Source organism: Luteococcus sp. (assembly GCF_043424415.1).
GTDB lineage: Bacteria > Actinomycetota > Actinomycetes > Propionibacteriales > Propionibacteriaceae > Luteococcus.
The window spans coordinates 1-11,689 of sequence record NZ_JBHWOO010000239.1; the positions used below are offsets into that span (position 1 = coordinate 1).

At 70.3% G+C, this 11,689-nt stretch carries 10 protein-coding genes; 3 read left to right on the top strand and 7 right to left on the bottom strand.

Annotation, left to right across the window (positions count from 1 at the left end; all coding sequences use genetic code 11):
* The 7 genes from ACHFFZ_RS13825 to sepH all read right to left on the bottom strand — a co-directional run.
* A partial coding sequence (locus tag ACHFFZ_RS13825) for a carboxyl transferase domain-containing protein (protein ID WP_394277186.1) occupies window positions 1-706 on the bottom strand: 706 nt, incomplete at its 3' end.
* Between the two features lie 169 nt (window positions 707-875).
* On the bottom strand, window positions 876-2,132 hold the full coding sequence (locus ACHFFZ_RS13830) for a beta-ketoacyl-[acyl-carrier-protein] synthase family protein (protein WP_394277187.1): 1,257 nt from the start codon (window positions 2,130-2,132) through the stop codon (window positions 876-878).
* Between the two features lie 111 nt (window positions 2,133-2,243).
* Entirely contained in the window at window positions 2,244-2,489 is a 246-nt protein-coding gene (locus tag ACHFFZ_RS13835) for an acyl carrier protein (protein WP_394277188.1), read from the bottom strand.
* Window positions 2,490-2,576: 87 nt separating this feature from the next.
* A complete protein-coding gene (locus tag ACHFFZ_RS13840; RefSeq protein ID WP_394277189.1) occupies window positions 2,577-3,569 on the bottom strand; it encodes a beta-ketoacyl-ACP synthase III in 993 nt (330 codons plus the stop codon).
* Window position 3,570: 1 nt separating this feature from the next.
* The gene (locus ACHFFZ_RS13845; protein WP_394277190.1) at window positions 3,571-4,791 is read right to left on the bottom strand and encodes an acyltransferase domain-containing protein; all 1,221 of its coding nucleotides are present in this window, start codon (window positions 4,789-4,791) and stop codon (window positions 3,571-3,573) included.
* Window positions 4,792-4,969: 178 nt separating this feature from the next.
* A complete protein-coding gene (locus tag ACHFFZ_RS13850; RefSeq protein ID WP_394277191.1) occupies window positions 4,970-6,208 on the bottom strand; it encodes a PucR family transcriptional regulator in 1,239 nt (412 codons plus the stop codon).
* Window positions 6,209-6,215: 7 nt separating this feature from the next.
* Complete coding sequence (sepH, locus tag ACHFFZ_RS13855) at window positions 6,216-7,859, bottom strand: septation protein SepH (RefSeq protein ID WP_394277192.1); 1,644 nt, start codon at window positions 7,857-7,859, stop codon at window positions 6,216-6,218.
* Between the two features lie 128 nt (window positions 7,860-7,987).
* On the opposite strand from sepH, the gene hemH reads away from it, so the two are divergent.
* From hemH to ACHFFZ_RS13870, 3 genes are all read left to right on the top strand, one after another.
* Window positions 7,988-9,037 carry a ferrochelatase gene (gene hemH, locus ACHFFZ_RS13860; RefSeq protein WP_394277193.1) on the top strand — a complete coding sequence of 350 codons (1,050 nt, stop codon included), beginning with the start codon at window positions 7,988-7,990 and terminating at the stop codon, window positions 9,035-9,037.
* 52 nt (window positions 9,038-9,089) lie between these two features.
* A complete protein-coding gene (locus tag ACHFFZ_RS13865) occupies window positions 9,090-11,129 on the top strand; it encodes a prolyl oligopeptidase family serine peptidase (RefSeq protein WP_394277194.1) in 2,040 nt (679 codons plus the stop codon).
* 220 nt (window positions 11,130-11,349) lie between these two features.
* Window positions 11,350-11,646, top strand: a complete 297-nt coding sequence (locus tag ACHFFZ_RS13870; protein ID WP_394277195.1) for a DUF4193 domain-containing protein — start codon at window positions 11,350-11,352, stop codon at window positions 11,644-11,646.
* Window positions 11,647-11,689 lie beyond the last annotated feature (43 nt).

Sequence of the window (11,689 nt, forward strand, 5' to 3'; positions counted from 1 at the left end):
CCTGTGGCAGCAGACCGGCCAGGTCGTTGTCCTCGACCGGGCCGCGGATCTGTCCCTGGTTGCCCATCAGGCCGACCAGCTCCCGGCCACGCGCCATCGCATCGGCCTCGTCGTCGGCCACCACGTGCACCACCCCGGAACGTCGTCCGTGGGTATCGGGACCACCCAGGCGTGCCATGTCGACGTTCTCGCCCGTCACCGAGCGGACGACGTCGGGGCCGGTGACGAAGATGCGACCCTCGGGGGCCAGCACGACCACGTCGGTCAGGGCCGGCCCATAGGCGGCGCCGCCGGCGGCCGGGCCGAGGACGATGGAGATCTGCGGGATCTTGCCGCTGGCGGCGGTCATCGCATTGAAGATGCGACCCACGGCGTGCAGGGAGAGGACGCCCTCGGCGAGGCGAGCGCCGCCAGAGTGCCAGATGCCCAGGATCGGGATGCGGTCGTTCATGGCGCGCTCATAGGCCTTGACGGCCACCTCACAGCCGTCGACGCCCATGGCGCCGCCCATCACGGTGGCGTCGCTGCAGAAGGCGACGGTGCGGTTGCCGTCGATGGTGCCGATGCCGGCGAGCATGCCCGAGTCGTCGTCGGGGCCGAGCAGCTCCAGACTGCCCTCGTCGAAGAGGGCGGCGAGCCGGGTGTTGGGATTGCGGGGGTCGAGTACGCGGGGCAGCTTCTGCTTCTTCTGGGCGGTCTCAGCCATGACTGGCTCCTTCGTCGGGGTGGTGGTACTGCGGTGTCACGGCACGGCGGGGCCGGCCCTGGGGGCGTGCACGGTGGGTGGGGCCGACGGGCCGGGGCTCTCGGGGGAGAGCTTCCCGGCCCGTCGGGGATCCTCGTAGGGGCAGGACAGCCCTACGAGACTGTGGGCATCAGCGGGACTGGTGCTGGTTGGTGACGGCGATGGCGACGTTGTGGCCGCCGAAGCCGAAGGAGTTGTTCAGCGCTGCCAGGTCGCCCTCGGGCAGCTGGCGGTTGCTGGTGGCCACGTCGATGGGCAGCCCGGGTTCCAGCTCGTCGATGTTGATCGTGCCGGGCACGGTGCGGGTGTTGAGCGCCATGACGGTGGCGAAGGTCTCGATGGCGCCGGCGCCGCCGAGCAGGTGCCCGGTCATCGACTTGGTGGAGGTGACCACGACGTCGTCGGTGGCCTCGCCCAGCGCGGTGCGGATCGAGTTGGCCTCGGTGACGTCGCCCTTGGGGGTGGAGGTTCCGTGGGCATTGACGTGCTTGATGTCGCTGGCCTGGAGGCCGGCCTCCTTGAGGGCGCGCAGCATGGCTGAGGACTGGCCGCGGCCCGACGGGTCGGGCTCGACGATGTCGTGGTTGTCGGCGCTGATGCCGGCCCCGGCCAGGGTGCCGTAGATCATCGCGCCGCGGGCCTGGGCGTGCTCGAGGCTCTCGATGACCATGCTGACCGAGCCTTCGCCCATCACGAAGCCGTCACGGCCGGTGTCCCAGGGGCGGCTGGCGGCTGCGGGGTCGTCATTGCGGCGGCTGAGCGCCTGCATCTGGGCGAAGGCGTTGATGGGCAGGGGGTGGATGACGGCCTCGGTGCCGCCGGCCAGGACGATGTCGGCGCGGCCCAGGCGGATCATGTCGATTGCCAGGCTGATCGCTTCGTTGGACGAGGCGCAGGCGCTGACGGGGGTGTGGATGCCGGCGCGGGCGCCGATCCTGAGGCCGATGTTGGCGGCCGGGGCGTTGCTGATCAGCATCGGGATGGTGAACGGGCTGACGCGGCGAAGGCCCTTGTCCTTCTGCACGTCCCACTGGTCGAGCAGCGAGTTCAGACCGCCGATGCCGCTGGCGACGCTGACGCCGATACGGTCCTCGTCGAGGGAGTCGTCGGGCTCGCCGAAGGTGAAGCCGGCATCGGTCCAGGCCTCCTCGGCGGAGGCCAGGGCCAGCTGGGTGGAGCGGTCGAGACGGCGGGCCTGCACGCGGGGCAGCTTGTCTGCCGGGTCGCTGATGGCCTGGGCGGCGAAGGTGACGGGCAGCTCGGCGGCCCAGTCCTGCTCCAGGGTGCGGGCGCCGCTGACCCCGTCGAGCATCGCGCGCCAGGTGGTCGCGGCATCGGCGCCCAGCGGGGTGAAGGCGCCGAATCCGGTGATGACAACGGTGGTCATGTGGTCTCCAAGAGGGTGGTGTGTCGGGTGGAGGCACCCGGCGGGGGGAGGCTTTGCCTCAACCCCGCCGGGCGCGTCCGGGTGGTACTTGGCGGTTGCCAGGTGCCCGGGTCAGGCCTGGGCGCGCTCGACGAAGGCGACGGCGTCGCCCACGGTCTTGAGGTTCTTGGCGTCCTCGTCGGGGATGGAGACGCCGAACTTCTCCTCGCAGGCGTAGATGATCTCGACCATGCTCAGGGAGTCGACGTCGAGGTCGTCGGTGAAGGACTTGTCGAGCTGGACGTCCTCGACTGCGACGCCGGCGACGTCGTTGACGATCTCGGCGAGGTCGGAGCGGATCTCTTCGGTGCTGGCCATGGTGGCCTCCTGTTTCTGTGTTGTCCTGCTGATGGGGTTCACGGCTCTGGCACTGGTGCCAGACCCGGGTTCTTGGGGGGGTGGCCGTCAGGGAAGCGTGACGACCTGTCCGGCATAGGCGAGGCCTCCGCCGAAGCCGATGAGCAGCGCCTGCTGGCCGCTGGTGGCCTTGCCGCTGGACAGCAGCTCATCCATGGCCAGCGGGATGCTGGCGGCCGAGGTGTTGCCGGAGTTGCGGATGTCGCGCGCCACGACGACGTCCTCGGGGAGCTTGAGGTGGCGCAGGATCGAGTCGGTGATGCGGTTGTTGGCCTGGTGCGGGATGAAGACGTCGAGCTCCTCGGGCGCCAGGCCGGAGGCCTCCAGCACCTCGCGCGCGCGGTCGCTGATGAAGGTGGTGGCCCAGCGGAAGACCTTGGTGCCCTCCATCCGGATGTACGGGTGGGGCTGGCCTTCGGCCAGGGACCGGGAGTCGTCGATGGTCAGCACGTCGGCCTGGCTGGCGTCCGATCCCCACACGACCGGGCTCATCGCCGGCACCTCGGAGGGGCCGACGACGCAGGCGCCGGCACCATCGCCGAAGAGGAAGGCAGTGCCGCGGTCGCTGGTGTCCAGCAGGCGGCTGAGGATCTCGACGCCGACCACGAGAACGTGGGTGGCTCCACCGGTGCGCACCAGGCTGTCGGCCAGCGACAGCCCCTTGCAGAAGCCGGCACAGGCTGCGGTCACGTCGAAGGCTGCGGCCCCCTGGATGCCCAGCTCGGCGGCGACCTCACAGGCCACCGACGGCATGGAGCGCGTGCCGCTGATGGTCGCCACGATGATGGCGTCCACCTGGTCCAGGGAGAGCCCGGCACGCTCGACGGCCACCCGGGAGGCGTCCGCGGCCATGCCAACCACCGTCTGGTCCTGGGAGGCCCAGCGACGCTCGACGATGCCGGTGCGTTGCTGGATCCACTCGTCGGAGGAGTCGATCATGGTGCACATCTCGGCATTGTCGACGACCCGCTCGCCGCGGCAGGAGCCCACCGACAGGATGCGGGCGTGTGGTGCCCCGGCGGCGCTGTTGAGCATGGCCATGTCAGTTGGCGTCCAGTGCGGTGCGGGAACCGCGCTCGGAGATGGGGTGCAGGCGCAGCAGGGGCTGGCCGGGCGAGACGGGGTCACCCTGCTCGACGAGCCACTCGACGACCTGGCCGCCGTGCTCGGCGGGGACGGTGACGCTGCCGCGCAGGTTGCTCACGCTGCCGATGATCTGGCCGCGCTCGAGGCGATGGCCCTCGTCGAGGCCCTCCGCGCGGACGAAGGAGCCCTTGCCGGGGGAGACGACCAAGCGCCAGGTGGGCGTGGTGGTCAGGTCGGCCGGCGTCTCGCCGTCGGAGTGGTTGGCGATGAAGGTGCGGGCCTCGTCGAGCTGGCCGGGGGTGTTCAGGTTGAACAGTTCGACGCCCTTGAGGTTGCGCTTGGCGATGCCGGTCAGGGTGCCGGCGGGCTGCAGTTCGAGCAGGCCGGTGACGCCGAGGTCGGCCATGGTCTGCATGCACAGGTCCCAGCGCACCGGGCTGGCGACCTGGTCGACCAGGCGGTTGAGGTACTCGCGGCCGCTGGGCACCACCTGGCCGTCGCGGTTGCTGAGCAGCCGCACGCGGGGGTCGCGGGTGTAGACGGCGGCCGAGAGGCGGCGCAGGTGGTCGACGGCGGGCTCCATGTGCACGGTGTGGAAAGCGCCGGCCACGGACAGCGGGATCAGGCGGGTGCGGGGCGGCAGGGCGTCCTTGAGCTGGTCGAGCTGCTCGACGGTGCCGGCGGCGACGATCTGGCCGGAGCCGTTGTTGTTGGCGGGGGTGAGTTCACAGCTGTCGATGGCGGCAAGCACTGCCTCGCGGTCACCGCCGATGACGGCGCTCATCGAGGTGGGGCGCACGGCAGAGGCCTCGGCCATCGCCTTGCCCCGCTCGCGCACCAGCACCATGGCGGACTCTGCGCTCATCACTCCGACGGCGGCGGCAGCGGTGATCTCGCCGACGCTGTGGCCGGCGACGACGCCGATCCGGCCATAGGCCTCCGACGGCTTGGCGAACAGCTCCAGCGCCGTCACCAGACCCGCGGCGACCAGCAGCGGCTGGGCGACGGCCGTGTCCCGGATGGTCTCGGCATCCGACGTGGTGCCGTACTGGGCCAGGTCGAGGCCGCTGACGGCGCTCAGCCAGCCCAGGCGAGCCGCGAAGCTGTCCAGCTCAAGCCAGGGAGCGAGGAATCCGGGGGTCTGGGCACCTTGGCCCGGGGCGACGATTGCAAGCACAAGTCCACTGTGACGCTTCGCTGAAAGATTCGCCTGGCTCGTTTCGACGAAAAGCGGCGGACCATTGTTGTGGGAACTCCACAAAGTCAGTGATCACGTTCTCCGCGGGATCCGTGCCGGGCTTGTGGAGGGCGCTGAACCACAACCGTGTGCTTTGTGGGCCCTCACACGAGCGGGCTCAGGAAACCTGTCCGGAGAGCCGGCCCAAGGTGATGGCAAGCCGAAGCACATAGGCGTCGCGGGAGTCGCTGGGGGAGTAGCCGGTGACGTCCTGGATCCGTTTGATCCGGTAGCGCACCGTGTTGGCGTGGACGAACAGGTGGCGGGCGGTTGCCTCCACGGAACACCCGTGGTCGAGGAATCCGACGCAGGTCTCCAGCAGGTCGCCCCCCGCCTCGGCCAGCGGCAGGTAGACCTCACGGGCCAGCTCGCGTCGGGCATGACCGTCGCCGGCCAGCACCCGCTCGGGCAGCAGCTCCGCGGCGGGCAGTGCCCGGGCACCCTCCGGCCAGGCATCGGCGGCGCGCCATCCGCTGGTGGCGGCACGCGCGGAACGAGGAGCCTCCACCAGGTCCTCCACGAGGGGGCCGACCACCACGTGCCCCGCGCCGAAGTAGCCGGCGAGCTGGTCGACCAGGTCTATGGCCTCGGACTCCTCGTTCACCTGGGAACTGCTGGCCACCACCACGGTGCGTTCCCCCTGCACCGAGGCGAGCACGTCAACGCCCAGCCTGCGGGCCTGGCGTCGCAGGTGCTCGATGGCGTCTGCATCACTCTCGTGGGTGCGCCCGACCACGACGAAGACCTTGTGCCCCGAAGTCCAGCCCAGGGTGGAGGCGCGGGAGACCATCGACTCGTCGGCCTCGGCGCGCACCACGGCGTCGACCACGAGGGCCTCCATCCGGGCATCCCAGGCGCCACGCACCTCGGCCGCACGGGCATAGACCTCCGCCGCGCCGAAAGCGACCTCCCGCGAGTAGTGGACGATGGCATTCTGCAGCACGGCCCGGTCACCGCGCGGGGCGAGCAGCTGGACCTGCTCCTCGACGACGCTGATGGTGGTTCGCATCAGGTCCACGGTCTGGTGCAGGCTGATCTGCCGGGCCAGGGCCCGGGGTGCGGAGGCGAAGACGGTCGCCGGCTCGAAGGGCACGTCGGGATCATCGGCCACCCAGCGCACGAAGCCGTCGATGCCCTGCCGGGCGACGATCGTGATCCAGGAACGATGCTCGGCGTCCAGCTCACCGAACCAGGGATGACGCTGGTCCATCGCCTCCAGGGTTGCAGTGGTCATCTTCGAGGTGGTCGCCTCGAGCCTGGACACCAGCGCGCGCCGGGCGCGGTCGGAGGGGACCAGGGCCCGCCCCGTGCCGGGAGCGGGCGGCGGCAGGGCGGAGTTGCGCGAACGCGGTGCCATTGGCGCCTCAGTCGGTCTTCTTCGTGGGTCCACCGAACATGATCTCGTCCCAGCTGGGCACCGAGGCGCGCTTCTTGCCGGGTCGCGGCTTGCGCGGGGTCGGGGCCTTGGGCTGCGCGTTCTCCTGGGTGCCATCCGTGGGGACCTCGACGGTCTCCTGGGTGGTCACGGTGACCGCACGCGACTCCACCACCGTGACGCTGACCCGTTGCGACGCGGCCTCGTCGGCGAGCTGCTCTGCCTCCTGCGAGGGCTGCACCGGCTCGGGCACCTGCGCCCTGGGGGCCATGGCTTCGGGCGAAGTGACGGTCCCCTCGGTGGTCACCACCGGACCGGTGGTGGGCTGCTCCGCGGGCGTCGCCTCGCCCGCGGCTGGGGCGGTCTCCACGTCCACCGGGGTGTCAGCGTTCGGGGCGACCTCCACGGAGTGCTCGTCCTGTTGCATCTGCTCGGCCAGGGCCGCGGCAGGCTGCGTGGTGGCGGGCTCGGCCTGGGCAGCTCGGGCCTGGGCGGCCTCGGCCTGCTCGCGGGACCGCTGCTGGTAGGCCAGGATCCTCGCCTGGTCGAGCGAGACGGTGCTGGACTGGCTCTCGGCAAGGGTCTCCTCGCGCTGGTCTAGGTCGACGGCACGCACGGGGGCGTCGAGGTGCGGCTGGTCCTCGGTGCGGAACTGGGGCGCCTCCTCCAGCGAGATCGGCTCCTCACGCTCCACCACCGCCGGGGCCGGCTCGGGGTGCAGCTGCCGCACCACGGAAGGCTGCTCCTCCTCGAGATCCTCGTCCAGACCCTCGTCCCCGGCAGGCTCCTGGGTGACCGGGTTGGCCAGGCCCGCGTAGATGTTCACCGAGTCCTCGGCGAATGAGCTGAGCATCTCGTAGAGCACGTCCATGTCGGAGGTGTTCTTCGGCACGAAGTCGTAGAGGCCGTCGACCTCCTGGAACTCCGCGGGGGAGTAGTCCTCCGGCTCCTCGTCCTCGATGGCGTCGGGAGTGACGGCTTCGGGAGTGACGGCTTCGGGCGTGACGGCTTCACTCTCGGTGTGCTGCGGGGTGGGCTCGGCCGGGCGAGGTGCCTCGGGCTGGAGCTGGGTCAGGGCCTGCACCTCGGAGGCAGCCTGGCGGGTGCGGCGGTCCTGCAGGGCGCGCACGATCGCCAGCTCGTCATCGAGGTTGACGGTGGGTTCGGCATCGCTGCCGGCAGCCTCCGGGGCGGACAGGGTGCGTGACTGCTCCGGCACGGCCTCACCGATCAGCTCGCGGGCCCGGTCGTTGACGGCGACGCTGAAGCGGGCACGCTGGTCGAAGACGAACAGTGCCTCGTGCCGGATTCCGTCGTTCTGGTAGCGCCCCACGACCGTCCAGCGACGATCCTCGTTGCGCCACGCGTCCCAGTCCAGGTCGTCCACCGACAGGCCGGTGCCGTGCAGCTTCTCGCCGAGCACCGCCCGCATCGCCCGCACCGAACCGGTCTCGCCGCGGCGCCGCACCGGGCACTGCAGGGCGGTGCCCGCGACGTGCTCCCGCTCGGCCAGAACCGGGGCGGCGAAGGGTTCCACCTTCTCCACCGGCAGCTCCGCCTCGCGCGCCACGTCCTCGAGCGAGGCTCCTGACCGGATGCGGGTCTGGATCTCGCGAGGGCTGAGGCTGCTCATCTGTTACTCCATGCGGCTGGTCGGGGCGGACTCGTGCACCCCCCAACCTATCGCGCAAGCGCCCCGCTGTGTGAGGCACCGCGCCCGGTCCGGGAGAACTGTCGGTGGCGTCTGAGAGGATTCAGGGCATGAGCACCATGGACCAGACCCATCCCCTGCACCCCTTCGACGCAATCCTGCTCGTCTCCTTCGGCGGGCCGGAGAAGCCCGACGAGGTGGTCGACTTCCTGGTCAATGTGACCAAGGGCTCGGGGATCCCGCGTGAACGACTGGCACAGGTGGGCGAGCACTACTACCTCTTTGGTGGTCGCAGCCCCATCAACGACCAGAACAAGGCGCTGATGGCGGCACTGGAAGGAGAGCTGGCCACCCGCGGCGCCGAGCTGCCCATCGCCTGGGGCAATCGCAACTGGTACCCCTTCATCGACGAGGCCCTGCAGGACCTGGCCTCTGGCGGGCACCGTCGCATCCTGGTCCTCACCACCAGTGCGTACCCCTCCTACTCGGGCTGCCGCAGCTACCGTGAGTCCCTGGCCGAGGGCCTGGAGAGCACCGGGGTGGAGCTCGAGCTGGTGCGGATCGGTAACTACGGACTGGACGAGGGCTTCGTCGAGGCCAACGCCCAGGCCGTCCAGCAATCCCTGGTGCAGCAGCCCGGCTCCCGACTGGTCTTCGTGACGCACTCGATCCCCACCGACATGGACGAGAGGTCCGGCCCGGTCGATGCCAGGGGTGCCTACACGCGCTGGCACCAGGAGGTGGCTGCGCGAGTCGCCGGGCGGGTGGGGGCCGAGGACTTCGACCTTGTCTTCTGCTCGCGGTCGGGCCGCCCGGGCCAGCCGTGGCTGGAACCCGACGTGAACGACCACCTGGAATCCTTGGCCAGCCAGGGGGTGGACCGTGTGGTGCTGTCCCCGATCGGTTTCGTCTCCGACCACATGGAAGTGATCTACGACCTCGACACACAGGCCCGTGAGACCTGTGAGCGGCTGGGGATCGCCATGGTGCGTGCGGCGACCGCCGGTATCGACCCATCCTTCGTCACCGCCCTGGTCGACCGGATGGTGGCGCGCGCCCAGCAGGTGCGCCTGGGCGACGTGCTGGGCGCGCCCGACGGCTGCGGTGGCGCCGGCTGTTGCCCCAATGCCCGTCGGCCCGAAACCGCGGCAGTCGACTGACCAGGCCCCGGTAAGGGCCCCCACACATGTCCCCCCATCGATGAGGAGCACCATGCAAGAGCACCGCACGACCACCGGTCAGCAGGACGAGACGGTGGGCACCGGCTCGCCGTGGCAGGACCTGCAGCGTTATGTCCGCACGCAGCGCATCGTCGGCGTGAAGGCTGCCCCCGCTGCGCGCTTCCTGGTCCTGGCGCTGCAGGAGACGAACAAGGATGACACCGCGCACGTCACCTCGCTGTGGCGGCTGCCGGCCGACGGCTCGACGGCTCCGGTGCGGCTGACCCGCAGCAGCGAGGGGGAGAGGTCCTTCGCCATCGCACAGGACGGCAGCCTCGTCTTCACCTCCGGACGCCCGGCCCCTGAGGGCAGCGGCGAGAAGGAGGACCAGAGCCTGTGGCTGCTGCCCGACGGTCCCGGCGAGGCCCGTCTGGTGGGCCGACGTCCCGGCGGCTGGGACGCGCTGCTGGCCGCCCGGGGAAGTTCGCGGCTGGTGACCGGCCTGGGACTGCTACGTGGCTGCACCACCCCGGAGCAGGATGACGCCAAGCGTCGGGAGCGCCGCCGGCACAAGGTGCAGGCGATCCTTCACGACGGGGCCGGAGTGCGTTTCTGGGACCACGACCTGGACTCACCGGCGACGGTCTTCACCGCTCTTGACCTGTCCCAGGAGCAGCCAGAGCCCAGCGAGGCCGTGGGCCTCGGCCTCGGGCGCGGTCTGGGCCCGGAAGCCGCCCTCTCGCACGACGGGTCCTTCCTGGTGACGACCCAGACGGTGGCCGCTCCGCACGGCACACGCCGCGAGCGGCTGGTACGCATCGATCTGGACGAGGGTGACTGCACCGTCCTCCTGGACGAGCCCGGTCACCATTTCTCCGAGCCCGTGCTGAGCCCCGACGACCGCCTGGTGACCTGTGTCCGCTCGGTGGACGGTGACGACCGCACAGCCGTGCGTCAGGTGCTCCACCTGGTGGACCTGTCCAGCGGCGAACACCACGACCTGGCGGCCGACTGGCCCCGCTGGGGCAGCCCGGCGGGCTTCAGCCCCGACGGCGGCACCCTCTATGTCACCGCCGACGAGGACGGGGCAGCACCGGTCTTCGCCATCGACATCGTCAGCCAGCAGGTGCGGCGCCTCACCGGGGCCGGTGCCCACCAGCAGGTGCAGGTGTGCGGGGACGCGCTGTTCGCCCTGCGCCAGGCCTGGGACGAGCCAGGATCCGTGGTCCGGATCGACGCCGCGTCGGGACGCAGCACCGTTCTGTGGTCCCTCGACGGCCCGGTACTGCCGGGCCGACTCGAACGCGTCGAGGCGACTGCCGCGGACGGCGTGCGCATTCCCGGCTGGCTGGTGCTGCCCGAGGGTGCCGACGCCGAGCACCCGGCCCCCCTGGTGTTGTGGGCCCACGGCGGTCCGTTGAACTCGTGGAATGCGTGGAGCTGGCGCTGGTGCCCCTGGCTGCTGGCCGCCCACGGCCTGGCGGTCCTGCTGCCCGACCCCGCCCTGAGCACCGGCTACGGCCGAGACTTCATCCAACGCGGCTGGGGCGACTGGAACTGCGCCTACACCGACTTGATGGCGGCCACCGATGCTGTGGTCCAGCGCCCCGACATCGACTCCGACCGGACCGCCATGATGGGCGGCTCCTTCGGCGGCTGGATGGCAAACTGGGTGGCCGGGCACACCGACCGCTTCCGGTGCATCGTCAGCCACGCGAGCCTGTGGAACCTGGACAGTTTCGTCGCCAGCACCGACGTGCCATGGTTCTGGGGCCTGGAGATGTCGGAGCGGATGCGCGCCGAGAACTCCCCGCACCACTTCGTCGACCGCATCAGCACGCCGATGCTGGTGGTGCACGGTGACAAGGACTACCGGGTGCCGGTCGGGGAGGGCCTGTCATTGTGGTGGGCCCTGAACCGGGCCCACGGGGGCAGTCCCGAACAGATGCCGCACCGCTTCCTGTACTTCCCCGACGAGAACCACTGGGTGCTCAAGCCCCAGCACGCCATCGTCTGGTACCAGATGGTGCTCGGCTTCCTGGGGCAGCACCTGGGGCTCGACGGCATCGAGCAAGCCCCTGACTGGGTCTGAGGTCCATCGGCAGGATTGTGGACGGGCGGGGTGCCCTCGCTCGTCAGGCGTGTGATATGCATGTGCCTGCCGTCGGCCACCGCGGACTTTTCCGAGGTCGGGAATGAGTGGGGTCGGGCGCGCGTTGCCCAGCAGCACCGAGGGCTGGGCGCCACGGGAACACGGCCCCAACTCAGAAGAGCCCTACCCGTCACGGCTGGGCACCACATGGAAGGAAGACATGGCGACTGACTACGATGCCCCTCGCAAGACCGACGAGGAGATGAAGGAAGACTCCATCGAGGAGCTCAAGACTCGTCGCAATGACAAGAACTCCGGCAAGGTCGACGAGGACGAGGTCGAGGCGGCCGAGTCCTTCGAGCTGCCGGGTGCGGACCTCTCCCATGAGGAGCTGACGGTTCGCGTCCTGCCGCGCCAGTCCAATGAGTTCACCTGCGCGAGCTGCTTCCTGGTGAAGTCCACCAGCCAGATGGCCGAGACCCGCAAGGGCCAGAGCTACTGCGTCGACTGCGTCTGACCAGTCCGGCGAACACGGCGAGGGGCGGGGGCCGCATGACAGT

Coding starts and splice junctions, on each gene's coding strand:
- sepH (WP_394277192.1), bottom strand. CDS start 7,859: ATGAGCAGCCTCAGCCCTCGCGAGATCCAGACCCGCATCCGGTCAGGA.
- ACHFFZ_RS13840 (WP_394277189.1), bottom strand. CDS start 3,569: ATGGCCATGCTCAACAGCGCCGCCGGGGCACCACACGCCCGCATCCTG.
- ACHFFZ_RS13835 (WP_394277188.1), bottom strand. CDS start 2,489: ATGGCCAGCACCGAAGAGATCCGCTCCGACCTCGCCGAGATCGTCAAC.
- ACHFFZ_RS13830 (WP_394277187.1), bottom strand. CDS start 2,132: ATGACCACCGTTGTCATCACCGGATTCGGCGCCTTCACCCCGCTGGGC.
- ACHFFZ_RS13865 (WP_394277194.1), top strand. CDS start 9,090: ATGCAAGAGCACCGCACGACCACCGGTCAGCAGGACGAGACGGTGGGC.
- ACHFFZ_RS13850 (WP_394277191.1), bottom strand. CDS start 6,208: ATGGCACCGCGTTCGCGCAACTCCGCCCTGCCGCCGCCCGCTCCCGGC.
- ACHFFZ_RS13870 (WP_394277195.1), top strand. CDS start 11,350: ATGGCGACTGACTACGATGCCCCTCGCAAGACCGACGAGGAGATGAAG.
- hemH (WP_394277193.1), top strand. CDS start 7,988: ATGAGCACCATGGACCAGACCCATCCCCTGCACCCCTTCGACGCAATC.